Annotated in this window: 17 protein-coding genes; 9 read left to right on the forward strand and 8 right to left on the reverse strand. The window is 65.7% G+C overall.

Annotated elements, in window-relative coordinates; translation table 11 throughout:
• Nucleotides 1-11: 11 nt before the first annotated feature.
• Nucleotides 12-1,373 carry a DNA repair protein RadA gene (radA, locus tag ACYQ0L_RS01345; protein ID WP_459787130.1) on the reverse strand — a complete coding sequence of 454 codons (1,362 nt, stop codon included), beginning with the start codon at nt 1,371-1,373 and terminating at the stop codon, nt 12-14.
• A 74-nt stretch (nt 1,374-1,447) separates the two neighbouring features.
• Here radA and ACYQ0L_RS01350 point away from each other — a divergent pair, with 74 nt between their 5' ends.
• Nucleotides 1,448-3,766 carry a patatin-like protein gene (locus ACYQ0L_RS01350; RefSeq protein ID WP_459787131.1) on the forward strand — a complete coding sequence of 773 codons (2,319 nt, stop codon included), beginning with the start codon at nt 1,448-1,450 and terminating at the stop codon, nt 3,764-3,766.
• A 58-nt stretch (nt 3,767-3,824) separates the two neighbouring features.
• Here ACYQ0L_RS01350 and dnaJ read toward each other — a convergent pair whose 3' ends face one another.
• Entirely contained in the window at nt 3,825-4,943 is a 1,119-nt protein-coding gene (dnaJ, locus tag ACYQ0L_RS01355; protein WP_459787132.1) for a molecular chaperone DnaJ, read from the reverse strand.
• Nucleotides 4,944-5,029: 86 nt separating this feature from the next.
• Nucleotides 5,030-6,982, reverse strand: a complete 1,953-nt coding sequence (gene dnaK / locus ACYQ0L_RS01360; protein WP_459787133.1) for a molecular chaperone DnaK — start codon at nt 6,980-6,982, stop codon at nt 5,030-5,032.
• A 173-nt stretch (nt 6,983-7,155) separates the two neighbouring features.
• On the opposite strand from dnaK, the gene ACYQ0L_RS01365 reads away from it, so the two are divergent.
• The 3 genes from ACYQ0L_RS01365 to ACYQ0L_RS01375 are packed head-to-tail and all read left to right on the forward strand — an operon-like array spanning nt 7,156 to nt 8,739.
• The gene (locus ACYQ0L_RS01365; protein WP_459787134.1) at nt 7,156-7,620 is read left to right on the forward strand and encodes a copper chaperone PCu(A)C; all 465 of its coding nucleotides are present in this window, start codon (nt 7,156-7,158) and stop codon (nt 7,618-7,620) included.
• Nucleotides 7,621-7,642: 22 nt separating this feature from the next.
• The gene (locus ACYQ0L_RS01370) at nt 7,643-8,170 is read left to right on the forward strand and encodes a vgr related protein (RefSeq protein WP_459787135.1); all 528 of its coding nucleotides are present in this window, start codon (nt 7,643-7,645) and stop codon (nt 8,168-8,170) included.
• Nucleotides 8,167-8,739: a hypothetical protein gene (locus ACYQ0L_RS01375; protein ID WP_459787136.1), complete on the forward strand. Its 573-nt coding sequence runs from the start codon at nt 8,167-8,169 to the stop codon at nt 8,737-8,739. Before ACYQ0L_RS01370 ends, ACYQ0L_RS01375 begins: the two co-directional genes overlap by 4 nt.
• Before the next feature lie 71 nt (nt 8,740-8,810).
• On the opposite strand, the gene ACYQ0L_RS01380 is transcribed toward ACYQ0L_RS01375, so the two are convergent.
• The 4 genes from ACYQ0L_RS01380 to ACYQ0L_RS01395 form a co-directional block, all read right to left on the reverse strand.
• A complete protein-coding gene (locus tag ACYQ0L_RS01380; protein ID WP_459787137.1) occupies nt 8,811-9,101 on the reverse strand; it encodes a YMGG-like glycine zipper-containing protein in 291 nt (96 codons plus the stop codon).
• A gap of 66 nt (nt 9,102-9,167) precedes the next feature.
• Nucleotides 9,168-9,779 (reverse strand): nucleotide exchange factor GrpE, encoded by a 612-nt coding sequence (grpE, locus tag ACYQ0L_RS01385; protein WP_459787138.1) that lies wholly within the window; start codon nt 9,777-9,779, stop codon nt 9,168-9,170.
• Nucleotides 9,780-9,800: 21 nt separating this feature from the next.
• Nucleotides 9,801-10,841, reverse strand: coding sequence for a heat-inducible transcriptional repressor HrcA (gene hrcA / locus ACYQ0L_RS01390; protein WP_459787139.1), 1,041 nt, complete (start codon nt 10,839-10,841; stop codon nt 9,801-9,803).
• 26 nt (nt 10,842-10,867) lie between these two features.
• Entirely contained in the window at nt 10,868-11,386 is a 519-nt protein-coding gene (locus tag ACYQ0L_RS01395) for a DUF6438 domain-containing protein (RefSeq protein WP_459787140.1), read from the reverse strand.
• A gap of 109 nt (nt 11,387-11,495) precedes the next feature.
• Between ACYQ0L_RS01395 and rph the strand changes: the two genes are divergently transcribed.
• The 4 genes from rph to ACYQ0L_RS01415 all read left to right on the forward strand — a co-directional run bounded on the left by rph (nt 11,496) and on the right by ACYQ0L_RS01415 (nt 15,070).
• Nucleotides 11,496-12,212 carry a ribonuclease PH gene (rph, locus tag ACYQ0L_RS01400; protein ID WP_459787141.1) on the forward strand — a complete coding sequence of 239 codons (717 nt, stop codon included), beginning with the start codon at nt 11,496-11,498 and terminating at the stop codon, nt 12,210-12,212.
• Between the two features lie 112 nt (nt 12,213-12,324).
• Nucleotides 12,325-12,954 carry an RdgB/HAM1 family non-canonical purine NTP pyrophosphatase gene (gene rdgB / locus ACYQ0L_RS01405; protein WP_459787142.1) on the forward strand — a complete coding sequence of 210 codons (630 nt, stop codon included), beginning with the start codon at nt 12,325-12,327 and terminating at the stop codon, nt 12,952-12,954.
• A gap of 62 nt (nt 12,955-13,016) precedes the next feature.
• A complete protein-coding gene (gene hemW, locus ACYQ0L_RS01410; protein ID WP_459787143.1) occupies nt 13,017-14,180 on the forward strand; it encodes a radical SAM family heme chaperone HemW in 1,164 nt (387 codons plus the stop codon).
• A complete protein-coding gene (locus ACYQ0L_RS01415) occupies nt 14,177-15,070 on the forward strand; it encodes a tyrosine recombinase XerC (protein WP_459787144.1) in 894 nt (297 codons plus the stop codon). Before hemW ends, ACYQ0L_RS01415 begins: the two co-directional genes overlap by 4 nt.
• On the opposite strand, the gene ACYQ0L_RS01420 is transcribed toward ACYQ0L_RS01415, so the two are convergent.
• Nucleotides 15,067-15,672, reverse strand: a complete 606-nt coding sequence (locus ACYQ0L_RS01420) for a DedA family protein (RefSeq protein WP_459787145.1) — start codon at nt 15,670-15,672, stop codon at nt 15,067-15,069. The genes ACYQ0L_RS01415 and ACYQ0L_RS01420 overlap by 4 nt on opposite strands.
• Before the next feature lie 199 nt (nt 15,673-15,871).
• On the opposite strand from ACYQ0L_RS01420, the gene ACYQ0L_RS01425 reads away from it, so the two are divergent.
• Nucleotides 15,872-16,612, forward strand: coding sequence for an SIMPL domain-containing protein (locus ACYQ0L_RS01425; RefSeq protein ID WP_459787146.1), 741 nt, complete (start codon nt 15,872-15,874; stop codon nt 16,610-16,612).
• The last annotated feature ends 45 nt before the right edge of the window (nt 16,613-16,657 follow it).

Raw genomic sequence — 16,657 nt, forward strand, 5'->3', positions numbered from 1 at the left:
CCATGAATTCCCTACTGCATCACCCGATCGACCAGCTGGGAAAGCTGCCTAAATCCCCCGAATTGAATGTCCAGTGAAGCCTTTTCTTCACGCAGCGGGCCATACGCGCTCGAAAAGCCAAGCTTGGCCGCTTCGCGCAGCCGCAGGCCGGAGTGGGCGACGGGGCGGATTTCGCCTGCCAGCGAGACTTCGCCGAACCAGACGGACCTGTCGGGCAGCGGCTTGTCCGCGAGCGCGGAAACCAACGCGGCGGCCACTGCAAGATCCGCCGCCGGGTCCGCCAGCCGGTAACCACCCGCCACGTTGAGGTAGACCTCCGCCGCGCTGAAATTGAGGCCGCAGCGCGATTCGAGAACCGCCAGCAGCATCGCGAGGCGGCCATTGTCCCACCCAACCACCGCGCGGCGGGGTGTGGCACCCGATTGCAGCCGTACGATCAGCGCCTGAATCTCGACCAGAACGGGCCTGGTTCCCTCCATCGCAGGGAACACCGCGCTGCCTGCCAGCGGCGCGTCACGCCCGGAGAGGAACAGCATCGATGGGTTCTCGACCTCTTCCAGCCCCTCCTGCGCCATTGCGAAGACGCCGATCTCGTCGACCGCGCCGTACCGGTTCTTGAGCGCGCGCAGGATGCGGTACTGGTGGCTGCGCTCCCCCTCGAAGCTCATCACCACGTCGACCATGTGTTCGAGCACGCGGGGCCCCGCGATGCTGCCGTCCTTGGTTACATGGCCGACCAGCACCAGCGCAGTGCCCTGCTCCTTGGCGTAGCGGATCAGTTCGAACGCACAGCCGCGCACCTGGCTGACCGTGCCTGGCGCGCCCTCGATCGTGTCCGAGTACATCGTCTGGATCGAATCGACGATCAGCAGGTCGGGCGGATCGCCAGCGCCGAGCGTCGTCAGGATGTCGCGCACATTGGTGCTGGAGGCGAGCCGGACGGGTGCATCCGCCAGCCCCAGCCGCTCGGCCCGCAGGCGCACCTGCGCCGAAGCTTCTTCCCCGCTGACATAGACGACATCGCCGCGTTTGCGCGCGATCGCCCCGGCGGTCTGGAGCAGCAAGGTCGACTTGCCGATCCCTGGATCGCCGCCGATCAGGATCGCCGCGCCGGGTACCAGCCCGCCACCCAGCGCCCGGTCAAATTCCTTGAGGCCCGTCGTCTCCCGCCTGGGCGGCTCCACCGCATCGGAGAGCGAGACGAATTCGAGGCGTCTCCCGCCGCCCGAAAGATCGTGTTTCTGGCTGAATACGGTTGCGGGCGCATCCTCCACCAGCGTGTTCCATTCCGAACAGTCGGCGCATTGCCCCTGCCATCGCGGGGAGACGCTGCCGCAGTTCTGGCAGACATAGCGTTTCTTAGGCTTGGCCATGGGCGGGGAACTAAGCAGAACATTTGCGGAACGCAAGTTGCTTTCCAGCGCCCTCCCCCGCTAGGCATGTCGGCATGCGTCAGAAGGAACTGAGGATCGGGCTCGTCTGCTACGGCGGGGTGAGCCTTGCCGTCTACATGCACGGCGTCACCAAGGAAGTGTGGAACCTCGCCCGGGCAAGCCGGGCCTTCCATTCCGACGCCCCCAGGATGAGCGGCGTCGCGGGTGCCTATCGCGACCTGCTCGACTTGCTTGCGGACCAGCACGAGCTGCGCCTGCGGGTGCTGCCCGACATCATGAGCGGGGCGAGCGCGGGCGGGATCAATGCCGTCTTCCTCGCCCAGGCGATCTATTCGGGCCGCTCGCTCGAACCGCTGACAGACCTGTGGCTCGACAATGCGGATATCGACCGGCTGACGGCGGAGGATGCGCGCATGGGCTGGCGCTTCGCCAAGGTCTGGGCACAGCCGCTTGCCAATTTCGTGCTGCGGCGACCAGGCAACCTCGTTTCCGAGAGCGTCGCCCCCGAAACCCGCGAGGAAGTACGCGAGAAGGTTTCCAAGCTGGTGCGCGGGCGCTGGTTCCAGCCGCCCTTTTCGGGTGAGACGATGTCGCGCATGCTGATCGAGGCGCTCGACGCGATGGACGCCACGCTGGCGGACGGGCCGCTGCTGCCGCCCGATCACCCGATCGACCTCTACGTCCCGACGACCGATTTCCACGGATATCTGTCGCGCCTGCGGCTCAACAGCCCGCCGGTGGTGCGCGAGAGCGAGCATCGCATGCCGATCGGCTTTACCGCCAAGACGCCCGATGTGTCCGGCGCGTGGCTGGCCGACCCGCTCGAACTGGCGTTCGCCGCGCGGGCGACCGCCAGTTTCCCCGGCGCTTTCCCGCCGCTGCAAGTGAGCGAGATCGACGCCCTGGCAAAGGAACGCGATCACGACTGGACCAATCGCGGCGCCTTCCTCAAGCGGGTCATGCCAGCCCATTTCGAGGATGAAACGATCGACGGCGTCTCGCTGATCGACGGGTCCGTGCTGGTCAACCGCCCCTTCGAAGGAGCGATCGACGCGCTGCGCGGGCGGCCCGCCGTGCGCGAGGTGGAGCGGCGCTTCGCCTATATCGATCCCCGGCCCGAACGCTACCAGCGCGACGAGGACCGCAAGCATGCGCCCGTCGGCTTCTTCGAGAACATTTTCGGATCGCTATCGACCCTCCCGCGCGAGCAGCCGATCCGCGACAACCTGGAATCGATTGCCGAGCAGTCGCGCCATGCCGCGCGCCTCCAGTCGATGATCGCGGAGCTTCGCCCGCAGGTGGAAGGGGCGGTCGAAAAGCTTTTCGACCGCACGGTCTTCTTCGATCGCCCCACCCCCAGGCGGCTCGGCAACTGGCGGCAAAAGGCGCAGCAGGCGGCGGCCGAGCAGGCGGGCTATACCTTTGCGGGCTACGCCGAGCTCAAGTTCGTCGGCATCCTCGAACGCCTTGCCGAACTGGTGAAGCGCGCTGCGCCGAAGGATGCCGAAAGCGACACGCAGCTGATCGCGTCGCGGCTGCGCGATGCGCTGCGCGAGCGCGGTCTGGAAAGTCTGGCCGGAGCCAGTGGCGGGGCGAGCCCCGAGGCGGTTGCGTTCTTCCGCAGCTTCGATCTCGCCTACCGCATCCGTCGCCTGCGCCTGCTCGCGCGCCGGACCGCGCGCGACTGGGAGGCGGATCCCGACATTCCGAACGACGCGCTCGATCATGCGCGCGAGGCCATCTACGCGATCCTCGCCGAATATTTCGAGCGCGACGGGGTCGGCCCGCTGGGGTCTGAATTTCCGGGAATCGCGCGCGAGGTGATTGCGGAGCCGGGCGAGGTGCTCGACCATGTGGCCGCCAAACGCGACCTCATGGAACTCGATATGCGCAGCGAAGCCGCGCTGTGCCTCGCGCTCAGCGACATGCCGCGCGAGCTGCGGCGGCGGATGATGTACGCCTATCTCGGCTTCCCGTTCTACGACGTGGCGACGCTACCGATCCTCGGTACGCAGGGGATGAACGAGTTCGAGCCGGTGAAGGTCGACCGGATCAGCCCCGAAGATGCGCAGGCGATCCGCGAAGGCGGGGCCAGCGCCACCTTGCGCGGGATCGAATTCTACGATTTCGGCGCGTTCTTCAGCCGCGCCTACCGCGAGAACGACTATCTTTGGGGCCGCCTGCACGGGTGCGAGCGGCTGATCGACATCGTGCTGTCGACCAGCGACAAGCTGGTCACCTTCGAGGAACGGCGCGAGATCCTGCGCCGTTCCTTCCTCGCCATTATCGAGGAAGAACGCAGCGCCCTGCGCTGTTCGGACGCCTTGCTCGACGAGCTCCACGCGGAGATCGAAGCGCGTATGGCGATCTGACCGGACGGGTCCCGCAGCATCCGCTCAGCAGCGGATGCCGTAGGACTAGGTTCGGAAACTAGGCCCCGAAGGCATCCTTGATCCGGTCGAAGAAGCCACGGCTTTCCGGGCATTCTTCCCCGGTTTCGGTCTCGCGGAATTCTTCGAGGATGTCGCGCTGCTTCTTGGAAAGCTTGGTCGGCGTCTCGACCGTGATCTCCGCCACCAGGTCGCCCCGCCCGCGCCCTTGCAGCACCGGCATGCCCGCGCCGCGACGGCGCAGCTGCTTGCCCGACTGGATGCCCGCGGGAATATCGATCGTGTTGCTCGACCCGTCGAGGTCGGGAATGTCGACCGTGCCGCCGAGTGCAGCGGTGGTGAAGCTGATCGGCACACGCGCGATCAGGTTCGATCCCTCGCGCCCGAACACGGCGTGCTGGCGGACGTGGATGAAGATGTAGAGATCGCCCGAGGGCGCGCCCCGCGGCCCCGCCTCGCCCTTGCCGGACAGGCGGATGCGGGTGCCCGTGTCGACCCCGGGCGGAATGTCGACCGAGAGCGATTGCGGCGCATCGACGCGCCCGTCGCCGCGGCAATTGCGGCACGGGCTTTCGATCACCTCGCCGCGGCCGGCGCAGTTGGGGCACGGACGCTCGACCACGAACAGGCCCTGCTGCGCGCGGACCTTGCCGTAGCCTGCGCACATGTTGCAGGTGCGCGTGCCGGTGCCCGGCTCCGCGCCGCTGCCGGTGCAGACATCGCATTGCTGCGAGACTTCGATCTCGATCGTGGTCGACTTGCCGTGGAAAGCCTCTTCGAGCGTGATTTCAAGGTCGTAGCGCAGATCCGCGCCGCGCCGTGCGCCCTGGCGCATCCCGCCGCCGAAAGCGCTGCCGAAGATCGTTTCGAAAATATCGCCGATATCGCCGAAATCGGCGTGATGGCCGCCGTGGCCACCGCTCCCGCCCTGCTGGAAGGCGGCGTGTCCGTACTGGTCGTAGGCGGCGCGTTTTTGCGGGTCCTTGAGAACCTCGTAGGCGGCACCGACCGCCTTGAAGCGCGCCTCCGCCTCGGGATCGCCCGGATTGCGGTCCGGATGGTACTTCATCGCCATCTTGCGATAGGCGGCCTTGATCGCGGCGGCGTCCGCGTCGCGCGACACGCCGAGCAGTTCGTAAAGATCGGGTTCGGAAGCCATTATTCAGAGCACCGGTGCAGCAAGCGTGAGCGGGCCCGCGCAGACCTTGTGGCCTGCGCGGTGCCCGTTTTTCATGACAGTCCGGCTCAGGACCGGTCGGCGTTGTCGCTGTCGCCAGCGCCGTCGTCGACCTCGGAGAACTCTGCATCGACTACGTCGTCGTCCTGCGAGGACGCGGCATCCGCATCGGAACCGCCCGCCGCAGCTTCGCCGCCGCTGGCCTGTTCCTTCTCGTAGATCTGCTGGCCCATCTTCATGGCCACTTCGGTCAGCGCCTGCGCCTTGGCATTGATCGCGTCGACATCGTCGCCTTCGAGCGCGGTCTTGGCTTCCGCGATCGCGGCTTCGACATCGGACTTGAGCGAAGCGTCGATCTTGTCGCCGTTCTCCTGAACCTGCTTCTCCGTCGCATGGACCAGGTTATCCGCCTGGTTGCGCGCTTCGGCAGCTTCGCGCCGCTTCTTGTCTTCCTCGGCGAAACGCTCGGCGTCCTTAACCATCGATTCGATATCGCTGTCGTTGAGACCACCCGAGGCCTGGATGCGGATCTGCTGTTCCTTGCCCGTGCCCTTGTCCTTGGCGGACACGTTCACGATGCCGTTGGCGTCGATGTCGAAGGTGACTTCCACCTGCGGCACGCCGCGCGGTGCGGGCGGAATGCCGACGAGGTCGAACTGGCCGAGCAGCTTGTTGTCGCCCGCCATCTCGCGCTCGCCCTGGAACACGCGGATCGTCACCGCCTGCTGGTTGTCCTCGGCGGTCGAGTAGACCTGCGTCTTCTTGGTCGGGATCGTCGTGTTGCGGTCGATCATCTTGGTCATGATCCCGCCCAGCGTTTCGATGCCGAGCGAAAGCGGCGTCACGTCGAGGAGGAGCACGTCCTTGACGTCGCCCTGCAACACGCCCGCCTGAATGGCGGCGCCCATGGCAACGACTTCGTCCGGGTTCACGCCGGTGTGCGGCTTCTTGCCGAAGAACTCTTCCACGACTTCGCGGACCTTGGGCATGCGGGTCATCCCGCCGACCAGGATCACTTCGTCGACTTCACCGGTCTTCAGGCCAGCGTCTTCGAGCGCCTTCTTGCACGGGTCGAGCGTGCGCTTGACCAGATCGCCGACGAGCTGTTCCAGCTTCGAGCGGGTCAGCGTTTCGACGAGGTGCAGCGGCGTGGAGCTGCCGCCTTCCATGCGTGCGGTGATGAAGGGCAGGTTGACTTCGGTCTGCTGCGCGCTCGAAAGCTCGATCTTCGCCTTTTCGGCGGCTTCCTTCAGGCGCTGCAGGGCCAGCTTGTCGGTCTTCAAATCCATGTTTTCCTTGGATTTGAACTGGTCGGCCAGATATTCGACGATCGCGCTGTCGAAGTCTTCGCCGCCCAGGAAGGTGTCGCCGTTGGTCGACTTCACCTCGAACACGCCGTCGCCGACTTCGAGGATCGAGATGTCGAACGTACCGCCGCCAAGGTCGTAGACCGCGATGGTCTTGTTCTCGTCCTTGTCGAGGCCGTAGGCGAGCGCGGCAGCCGTCGGCTCGTTGATGATGCGCAGGACTTCGAGGCCTGCGATCTGGCCGGCGTCCTTGGTCGCCTGGCGCTGCGCGTCGTTGAAGTAGGCAGGTACGGTGATGACCGCCTGCGTGACGTTCTCACCGAGATAGCTCTCGGCGGTTTCCTTCATCTTCTGCAGGATGAAGGCGGAAATCTGGCTGGGCGAATATTCGTTGCCGCCCGCTTCGACCCATGCATCGCCGTTGTTGCCCTTGACGATGTCGTAGGGGACGAGCTCCATGTCCTTCTTGGTCATGGGATCTTCGAACCGGCGCCCGATCAGGCGCTTCACCGCGAAGACGGTGTTGTCCGGGTTGGTGACCGCCTGACGCTTGGCCGGCTGGCCGATGAGGCGTTCGCTGTCCTTCGTGAACGCGACGATCGACGGCGTCGTGCGCGCGCCTTCCGCATTCTCGATGACCTTGGGCTTGCCCCCGTCCATGACCGCGACACACGAGTTCGTCGTACCGAGGTCGATACCGATTACTTTTGCCATGATACCCCGCATCCTAATTGGCTTCGTTGGACACTGCCATGCGCGCCACCCCATCCAAGGGCGATGACGCTCGGCAGCTCAGTTGAGCCGCGGATATAGGTGCGCTTGTCCTTGGCACAAGAGACGGTTGCGCCTAGTCGTGCGGCGGGACGTTTAAGAGGGAGCTGCCTGACATGAAATCGATTTACGCCGCTATCGCCCTTGGCCTTGGCACCATTGCCGTCGCGGGCTGTTCCGAAGCACCTGCCGAAACCGAAGAACCGGCCGCACCGCTTGCCGCCAGCAATGCACAGCTGTTCCTGCCTGCGGTGGAGGGCAATCCGGGGGTCGTCTATTTCGACCTCGCAAACGATAGCGATCGTGCGATTTCGGTTCGCCGCGCAGACGTGGAAGGATCCGCAAGGGCCGAACTCCACGATTACATGGAATACGACGATTCCGAGATGGGATCGATCGGGCAGGTCACGGTGCAGCCCGGCGAAACCGCCTCGTTCGAACCGGGCGAGCAGCACGTCATGGTGTACGAGCTCGATCCCTCGCTGCAAGCGGGCGGCAAGGCCCGGGTCACGCTGACGATGGTCGGCGGGAAGACCATGGATTTCGACGCCGACATCATGCCGGCCGACGCGGAGCGCTGATCGCATCCAGTCGACGCGCGTCATGGACCATCCCGTAGTTGCCGAGGCGCACGACAAGCCCGTTGCTCCCTGCCCCGCAGGCGGGGAGCGGCGGCTGACCACCGGCGAAATTGCGCTGGCGCGCAGCGTGTTCGGCACCGCGATCGATTACGCCAAGGTGACGATCCGGCGCCGCAAGTGGGCGTTCTTCCAGCCGAAGAACACGACGATGGCCCCGCGCGGGCACCTGCATTTCCACCCCGACGCGGCAGGATATTGCGACGATTTCTCCGCCGGAAATCACCACCGGCAAGGCCACTTCATCCACGAGATGACGCATGTGTGGCAGACCCAGACCAAGGGCGAATGGTACCTGCCGCTCCACCGCCATCCGTGGTGCCGCTACGATTACAGCCTCAAACCTGGGTGGAGTCTCGACAAATACGGGATCGAGCAGCAGGCCGAAATCGTGAAACACGCTTTCTGGCTGAGGAACGGCGTACGCGTGGCGGGGATCGCCGACCGCGAAGCCTATGATCTCCTTGTCCGTTTTCCCGGAGCGGGTGCGTGACCGAGTTCGAGTTCATCTTTGCGCTCTATGCGCTCGTCCTCGGCCTTTCGCTGGTCGAGATCCTCTCCGGCCTCGGGCGCACGCTTGAAATCCGGTTTGCCAGGGACGCGAGCGGGGAGCGCTTTTCGATCGGTTGGCTGACCCCGCTGCTGGCGGTGTTCGTCATTCTCGACCTGCTCTCGTTCTGGAGCTTCGCCTGGAGCGTGCAGAACCGGGTTGCCGTAAATTCTGCCACCCTGCTGGGCGTGGTCGGCTTTGCGAGCGCCTATTACCTCGCCGCGCGGCTCGTCTTCCCGAGCGATCCGGAGCGGTTTCGTGACCTCGACACGCATTATTTTCGCGTCTGCCGCACGGTAATGGCCATGCTGATCGGGCTGGTTGCGGTGCAGTGGGCCTATCTGCTCAGCCTGCCGCAGGTGCTCGACCAGCTGCTGACGCCGGCGATCGTCGGTTCGACCGTCCTGTTCGTGGCGATGATGGCAGTCCTGCTTGTCGTGCGAAACCGGCGGGTCCATGCGATCGTGCTGGTGGCGCTGATCATCCGGTATCTCGCGGTCTACCTCACTTGAAAAGCCTCATATGAAAAGGCCGCCCCTGCGGGACGGCCCTTCCACTTTGCTTCTCAGCTTAGCGTTAGCGCTTAGCGCGGATCGGCCGGATAACCGCGCGTTCCGAAGCAATCCTCGTCGAGATAGCCGTCGCGGTCGTAACCGTCGCAATTGTCGTTCTTGTCGACGAAATAGCCGGCAAGGGCACCGGCGGCGGCCCCCGCAAGCGCATAGCGCGCCACATCCCCACCGGTGATGGCGGCGATGCCGGCCCCAACGGCTGCGCCGCCGATGCCGCCTTCGGCGGAGTAGTTTTCCGCACACGCGCTGAGCGACAGGGCGGAAATCATGGCAACGAGGATAAGGGCAATACGGGATTTCATGGGGTGTCTCCTCTGAACTTCGTACTCAACAAAGTTCCACACCCGCTCCCGGTTCCGCCCTTCCCCTCAGTCCGGCTTTTTCGCGACACCGACCAGCGCAGGCCGCAGCAGCCTATCCCGGATGAGATAGCCCGCCTGCATTTCCTGAATCACGGTGCCCGGTTCGGCATCCTCGTTCGGGATTTCCATCATCGCCTGATGAACATTCGGGTCGAGCGGCAGGCCCATCGCCGCCACCCGCGTTACGCCGTGCTGGCTGAAAACACGGTCCAGCTCGCGCTGGGTCGCCTCGATCCCGGCGACCAGGCTCTTGAACTTGGCGTCCTCGCGCAGATCCTCGGGGATGGAATCGATCGCGCGCACGAGATTGTCCGACACCGACAGGATGTCGCGGGCGAACCCGGTCGCGGCATAGGCGCGGGTATCGGCCACGTCCTTTTCGAGCCGGCGGCGCACGTTCTGCGTCTCGGCGCGGGCATAGAGGACTTCCTGCCGCGCGGTTTCCAGCTCGTCGTTCAGCCTGGCGATGGTTTCGGCAGGTTTGTCGGCGGCACCATCATCATCCTCGCTCTGGTCGCGAAGATGTTCGGGCACGCCAGCCAGCTCCTTCTCCGCTTCCTCGTCCAGATGGTCGCGGCCGCGTACGGGCTCGTCGTCTTGCTTGTTTTCGTCTTGCATAGGTCTTCGTGAATTGCCCTGTTAGCCGGTCAATCGGCCCAGTGATTGTGCGGTGAAATCGACCATGGGAACGATGCGCGCGTAGTTCAAGCGCGTGGGGCCAATAACCCCCAGCACGCCCACGATGTTCCCGTCCCGGTCGCGGAAGGGGGAGGCGATAACAGAGGAACCGCTGAGCGCGAAGAGGCGATTTTCACTGCCGATGTAGATGCGCGTCGCCTGCGCTTCGCGCGCGCGCTCCAGCACCTGCGCCACCGCCTGCTTGTTCTCCAGCTCGTCGAGCAGCTGGCGCACGCGCTCGACATCGCCGACCGCCTCGTCGTCGAGCAGCTTGGCCTGCCCGCGCACGATCAGCACCGGACTGCGATCGGGCGCCTCGCTCCACATGGCGATCCCGCGCTGGACGAGGTTCTGGCTGGCTTCGTCGAGCGCGCTGCGCCCGCTGGCGATCTCGCGCTCGATATCCCCCAGCGCTTCGCCGAGGCTGCGATTGGCGAGCCGGGCGGAAAGATAGTTCGAGGCCTGGTCCAGCGTGGAGCCATCCACCCCGTCCAGTTCGATCAGGCGGTTCTCGACCTGGCCACTGGCGTCGACCAGTACGGCAAGCGCGCGCCTTGCATCGAGCGGGACGAAGCTCATCTGCGCCAGTCGCCGCTCGGCCGTGGGCACGAACACCATGCCCGCCGCGCCCGACAGGTCCGAGAGCATGGCACTCGCCGCCTCCAGCCTCTGTTCGAGCGGGCCGGGATCGCCCAGCTTGGTCTCGATCGCGCGCCGCTCCTCGGCGCTCGGCTGCGTGATCTGCATCATCCCGTCGACGAACAGGCGCAGCCCGCTCTCGGTCGGTTTGCGGCCGGCGGAAACATGCGGTGCGGCCAGCAGGCCGAGCTTTTCGAGATCCGCCAGCACCGAGCGGATCGAGGCGGGCGACAGGTCGACCGCCCCGCCCTCGGCCAATGTCTTTGAGCCGACCGGCTGCCCCGTCGCCAGGTACTGCTCCACCACCACGCGGAAAATATCGCGCGTGCGGGTGGTCAGTTCGGTGAGGGGCGGTGTGCTCATTCTGGCTATCTAGTGTCGCAACGCGATCATTCGTACCCGGCGTATTGCTGGCGGTTCTCGTCGGTGCCGACCAGATCTGCCAGCGGCAGTTCCTGCCACGCCTTGTACAGCGCCTCGCGGTTCTGGGTCAGGCCGGGCTGGCGGCATCCCATGTACCAGTCGAGAGTGACCGGTTCGGCCCCGGCTTCATGCCAAGTGATCTTCACCGAAGGGGAATCGGTTGCCACCGGACCGTCGCAATTCTCGTACCCGTATTGCACCGACTCTTCGGGCCGGAACGGCGCAATGCGATCGAAGAACGCCGCGACCTCTTCCGGGCTCGCGGAAAACGCCGCCGTTCCCTGCTCCTTCACGAAGCGTTCGCCATCGTAGGTGCCCTTGCCGTCCGCCGACACGGACATCGAAAAGGACGGGCAGAAGCCGAAGCACGGCGTAACCGTGTAGTCGACGGAGGCGGGCGGTGGGGCGCTTCCGTCGCCCATGCCCGGGGTCGCACACCCGGCAAGAGCCAAGGTCAGGGCGCAGATCGGAACGGTCTTGAGCATGGAGGGCCTTTCATTCTTGTTCTGCGCCTAGCTTGCAGCGAGTCCACTGGCCACCCGATGAATAGGCCGCTACGGCGCGTGCGAACAATAGAGACCAGAGGAAAACCCCATGCGACCTTCCGGCCGCGCGCCCGATCAGATGCGCGCTATTTCAATCGAAACCGGCTTCACCAAGCACGCCGAGGGCAGCTGCCTGATCAGCTTCGGCGACACCCGCGTGCTGTGCACCGCGAGCGTGGAAAACTCCGTGCCGCCATGGATGCGCGGCAAGGGCGCAGGCTGGGTCACCGGCGAATATTCGATGCTCCCGCGCGCCACGCACACCCGTGGCAGCCGTGAGGCGGCACGCGGCAAGCAGTCGGGTAGAACGCAGGAAATTCAGCGCCTTATCGGGCGCTCCTTGCGCGCAGTCGTAGACATGAAGAAGCTCGGCGAACGTCAGATCACGCTCGATTGCGACGTGATCCAGGCCGATGGCGGCACGCGCACCGCGGCAATTTCAGGCGCGTGGGTCGCGCTGCGTCTGGCGATCGATGGCCTCAAGAAATCGGGCGCGATTGTGGAAGACCCGATCACGGGGAAGATCGCCGCGGTTTCCTGCGGCGTCTACAAGGGCACGCCGGTGCTCGACCTCGATTACGACGAGGACAGCTCGGCCGATGCCGACGCCAACTTCGTCCTGATCGAAGGCGGCCAGATCGCCGAAGTCCAGGCCACCGCCGAAGGCGCGACCTATGACGAAGAAGCGCTGCTGCGCCTCCTGCGCCTTGCGCAGATGGGCTGCGGCGAAATCTTCAAGGCGCAGGACGCGGCGGTGCGGGGATGACTTTCCCCACTCCTCGTCATCCCCGCGAAGGCGGGGATCCAGATAAGCTATCCGCTGGTCGGCAAACTTACATGGGCCCCTGCTTTCGCAGGGAGGACGAAAGGGATTGGAAATGACCAGACGCATCGGTTCGGGCAAGCTCGTCATCGCGACGCATAATGCAGGCAAGCTGAAAGAGATTTCGGCCCTGCTCGCGCCCTACGGGGTCGAGTGCCTGTCCGCCGGATCGCTCGGCCTGCCCGAGCCGAAGGAGACGGGCACGACCTTCGTCGAGAATGCCCTGCTCAAGGCGCGGGCGGCGGCGGAAGCCTCGGGCATCGTCAGCCTCGCCGACGACAGCGGCCTGTCGGTCGCGGCGCTGGGCGAGAGGCCCGGCGTCTACACCGCCGACTGGGCGGAACGGCAGTGGTTCGAAGGCGAACCGGGCCGCGACTGGTACATGGCGATGGGCAAGGTCGAAGGCCTGCTCGCACAGCAGGGCCCCGACGTCGACCGCAGCGCGGCGTTCCATTGCGTGCTCGCCCTCGCCTGGCCCGACGGCGAGCATGCGGTGTACGAAGGCACCGCCCCCGGCTCGCTCACCTGGCCGCCGCGCGGCGAGCTGGGCTTCGGCTATGATCCGGTGTTCGTGCCCGAAGGCCGCGAACAGACCTTCGCGCAGATCGATCCGGACGAGAAGCACCGGATCAGCCACCGGGCGGATGCCTTCGCCAAGCTGGTCGCAGAGCAGTTCGGCCAATAGAAAACGCCGATTGAACACGGGGCGCGCTGGCCTTTGCGGTCTGCGCCCCCTAGATTCGCGTCATGCCTGCTGCGGACGATCTTGCGCTCTATATCCACTGGCCCTTCTGCCTGAAGAAGTGCCCCTATTGCGACTTCAACAGCCATGTTCGCGACAATGTGGACGCCGATGCATGGCAGACCGCGCTGCTGGCGGATCTCGCATACGAGCATGCGCAGACCGGCCGCCGCCGCGTAGGGTCGATTTTCTTCGGCGGCGGCACGCCATCGCTGATGCCGCCAGCACTGGCGGGCGCGCTGATCGACCAGGCTGAGCACCTGTGGGGCCTCGCCCCCGATGCCGAGATCACGCTGGAGGCCAACCCCACCTCCTACGAAGCCCGCAAGTTCGCGGACTTCCGCGCCGCCGGGGTCAACCGCGTGTCGCTGGGCGTGCAGTCGCTCCATGACGAGGCGCTCGCCTTCCTCGGTCGCGAACACAGCGCCGCCGAAGCGATGGCGGCGCTCGCGGGCGCGCAGAGCCTGTTCGGCCGCGTGACCTTCGACCTGATCTATGCCCGCCCCGGACAGACCGCGGCGGGATGGGAAGCGGAACTGGCGCGCGCCCTTTCCTTCGGGACCGAGCATCTCTCGCTCTACCAGCTGACGATCGAGCCGGGCACGGGCTTCGCCGGAGCCGTCGCACGCGGTCGCCTGATCCCGATGGATGCCGACGACGCGGCCGATCTGTTCGCGCAGACGCAGGAGCAGACGGCGGCGGCGGGTCTGCCCGCGTACGAAATCAGCAACCACGCGCGCGCCGGCGCGCAGAGCCACCACAACCTGACCTACTGGCGTTACGGCGACTATGTCGGCATCGGCCCGGGCGCGCATGGCCGTCGCGGCGGCATGGCGACGATCCGCCACAAGAAGCCCGAAGCCTTCCTCCGCCGGATTGCGGAGAATGGCCACGGCATGGCCGAAGAGCACGCGCTGGGCCGCGAAGAGCAGTTGAGCGAGGCCCTGCTGATGGGCCTGCGCCTCGCCGAGGGGATCGATCTCGCCGCGCTCGCCAAGCGGTTCGGCACCGCGCCAGATGCGCTGATCGATGGCGGGCGCGCCGCCTTCTACGCCGATCTTGGCTTCGTAGAGCAGGACGGCGACCGGATCACGATCACGCCGCAGGGCATGCCGCTGCTCGATGCGCTGCTTGCCGAACTGGTCCCGGCGGATCTGTGCGCGGCATGAGCAGCGTGCTCACCCGCTGGGAACGCCACCTTGCGGACGAGCGCCGGCTGTCCCCCCATACCGTACGCGCTTACGTGCGCGCGGCGGAGCGTTTGCTGGAGGCGACCGGACTGGGCGACTGGCAGAAAATCGCCGCACTGGAGGCCCCTGCCCTGCGCGCACAGCTGGCCCGCCGCCGCGCCGATGGCCTCTCCAACCGTTCGGCCGCGCGCGAGCTGTCTTCGCTGCGCGCATTCCTTGCCTTCGCCCGGCGCGAAGCGGGGGTGGCCGATGCACAGGCACCGCGCCTGCGCGGGCCGCGGATCAAGCGCACCCTCCCCCGGCCGGTGACGCCGGACGAGGCGGTCCATATCGCGGAAAAAGTTGGCGAGAAGCGGCGCGAGGAGTGGACCGGCCTGCGCGACCGTGCGGTGCTGCTGCTGCTCTATGGTGCAGGAATGCGACTGGGCGAGGCGCTTTCGCTCACCGGAGAGCATGCCGCGCCGGGCGAAACGCTCCGTGTGACCGGCAAGGGCGGGAAGACGCGGGTGGTGCCGATCCTGCCGGTGATCCGCGAGGCGCTCGCCACCTATGTCGCCGCCTGCCCGCACGATCTTGCTCCCGACAAGCCCTTGTTCCGGGGTACACGCGGCGGTCCGCTGTCGCCCGGCCTCGTGCAGAAGGCGATGGCCGAGGTGCGCGCCGAGATCGGCCTGCCCGCCAATGCGACGCCCCATGCGCTGCGCCACTCCTTTGCGTCCCACCTGCTGGGTGCTGGGGCGGATCTCAGGAGCCTGCAGGAACTGCTCGGCCACGCGAGCCTCGGCTCGACGCAGATCTATACCGAGGTCGATTCAGCGCGCCTGCTCGACACCTATCGCAACGCGCATCCGCGCGAGAAACGCAGCTAGCGCTCGGCGCGCGGCTTCCACGTATACAGCCGCCAGCCATAGGCTGCCGCAGCGAGCAGCAGCGAACCGATCACGATCCACCCGACCAGATCCTGCACCTGCGCGAAAGTGCCGACCAGCCAGCGCATGCCGTAGATCAGAAAGGCATTCCAGATCGCCGCGCCTGCCGTGGTGAAGACCAGGAATTTCCAGAGGTTCATGTGCGCGAGCCCCGCGGGGAGGGAGATCATCGTGCGCATAACCGGGAAGAACCGCAGGAAGAAGACCGCCCATTCGCCGCGCCGCTTGAAGAAGCGCGAGGCGCGCTCGATGTCTTCCCATTCCAGCGTCAGCCACCGGCCCCAGCGTTCGATGAAGGGCCCCAGTTTCTCGTAGCCGATCCGGTCCCCGAACCAGAACCACCCATAATTGCCGGCGACCGTGCCCAGCGTGGCGAAGATGAGCAGAGGCCAGAAGCTCATGGTGCCATTCTCTATGGCGAGCGAGCCTGCGCCCATGATCGCCTCGGACGGAAGCGGGGGGAAGATGTTTTCGAGGGCCATGAGAATGGCGATGCCGAAATAGCCGAGCCGCTCGACGATGGAGACAATGATCTCGTCCATGGGGCACCAATGCACGGGAGGCTGGAAAGTTACGAGAGCAGCCGACAGATTTTTTGCGCAACGGGAAATCAGCTTGCCGCTGACAAAGCACGTTTCATCGCTCGTTCACATCGGTTCATCGATAGAATTGCACGGTTGGTCGCTCTAGCGACACGGTCAATGGGGGCCGCGCCGCGCCGGCCTGTGAGGAGAACGAGGAATGGCCGGGTTTGTCGAAGACAATCGTTTCGTGGTGCTGGGGTCGGTGGCGATCGTGATGGTCGGCCTGATGGGAAGCGGTTTCCTGCTCGGCGACGGCTTGCGCCGCGCGAAGGAGGCCGACCGCGAGGTGACCGTAAAGGGCGTGTCGGAGCGCGACGTTACTGCGGACATCGCCACCTGGTCGATCCGGTTCTCCGACACCGGCAATGATCTGGCCAGCGTGCAGGGTTCGGTCGACCGGCAGGCGCAGGCGGTGCGCAAGTTCTTTATCGATTCAGGCTTCAAGCCCAGCGATTTCACCGACAGCGACATCTCGCTGATGCGCGACCAGCCGCGCGACTCCTATGGTAACCCGCTGCCCGAGAACCTGACCGTCTCGCGCACGATCCAGCTGCGCACGAATGACGTCATGAAGGCACGGGCGGCTTATGCGAAACAGGCGGACCTGCTGCGCGCCGGGGTCGAGATGGGCGGCGGATCGGTCAACTACACCTTCACCGGCCTGAACGGGCTGAAGCCGGAGATGATCGCCGAGGCCAACCGCAGCGCCCGCGAAAGCGCGCAGCAATTCGCGAACGACAGCGGCGCATCGGTCGGCAAGATCAAGACCGCCAGCCAGGGCTATTTCTCGATCAGCGCGCGCGACGGGGTGGACTGCGAATACTGTGACTCGAGCGGCGCGAACACGCCGTTCCAGAAGGTCCGCGTGGTGACGACTGTGGCGTATGAGCTGAACTGAATCTCCTCCCCCTTCAGGGGGAGGTCGGGTGCGGGTGTACTGCGG

It is taken from the genome of Alteriqipengyuania triglochinis (genome assembly GCF_054655655.1).

Excerpts from the sequence above, each read along its gene's own strand:
- hrcA (WP_459787139.1), bottom strand. The coding sequence starts at position 10,841 with ATGAGCACACCGCCCCTCACCGAACTGACCACCCGCACGCGCGATATT.
- ACYQ0L_RS01350 (WP_459787131.1), top strand. The coding sequence starts at position 1,448 with ATGCGTCAGAAGGAACTGAGGATCGGGCTCGTCTGCTACGGCGGGGTG.
- ACYQ0L_RS01395 (WP_459787140.1), bottom strand. The coding sequence starts at position 11,386 with ATGCTCAAGACCGTTCCGATCTGCGCCCTGACCTTGGCTCTTGCCGGG.
- ACYQ0L_RS01380 (WP_459787137.1), bottom strand. The coding sequence starts at position 9,101 with ATGAAATCCCGTATTGCCCTTATCCTCGTTGCCATGATTTCCGCCCTG.
- ACYQ0L_RS01425 (WP_459787146.1), top strand. The coding sequence starts at position 15,872 with ATGGCCGGGTTTGTCGAAGACAATCGTTTCGTGGTGCTGGGGTCGGTG.
- ACYQ0L_RS01370 (WP_459787135.1), top strand. The coding sequence starts at position 7,643 with ATGGACCATCCCGTAGTTGCCGAGGCGCACGACAAGCCCGTTGCTCCC.
- rph (WP_459787141.1), top strand. The coding sequence starts at position 11,496 with ATGCGACCTTCCGGCCGCGCGCCCGATCAGATGCGCGCTATTTCAATC.
- grpE (WP_459787138.1), bottom strand. The coding sequence starts at position 9,779 with ATGCAAGACGAAAACAAGCAAGACGACGAGCCCGTACGCGGCCGCGAC.
- ACYQ0L_RS01365 (WP_459787134.1), top strand. The coding sequence starts at position 7,156 with ATGAAATCGATTTACGCCGCTATCGCCCTTGGCCTTGGCACCATTGCC.
- dnaJ (WP_459787132.1), bottom strand. The coding sequence starts at position 4,943 with ATGGCTTCCGAACCCGATCTTTACGAACTGCTCGGCGTGTCGCGCGAC.
- dnaK (WP_459787133.1), bottom strand. The coding sequence starts at position 6,982 with ATGGCAAAAGTAATCGGTATCGACCTCGGTACGACGAACTCGTGTGTC.
- ACYQ0L_RS01415 (WP_459787144.1), top strand. The coding sequence starts at position 14,177 with ATGAGCAGCGTGCTCACCCGCTGGGAACGCCACCTTGCGGACGAGCGC.
- hemW (WP_459787143.1), top strand. The coding sequence starts at position 13,017 with ATGCCTGCTGCGGACGATCTTGCGCTCTATATCCACTGGCCCTTCTGC.
- ACYQ0L_RS01420 (WP_459787145.1), bottom strand. The coding sequence starts at position 15,672 with ATGGACGAGATCATTGTCTCCATCGTCGAGCGGCTCGGCTATTTCGGC.
- rdgB (WP_459787142.1), top strand. The coding sequence starts at position 12,325 with ATGACCAGACGCATCGGTTCGGGCAAGCTCGTCATCGCGACGCATAAT.
- radA (WP_459787130.1), bottom strand. The coding sequence starts at position 1,373 with ATGGCCAAGCCTAAGAAACGCTATGTCTGCCAGAACTGCGGCAGCGTC.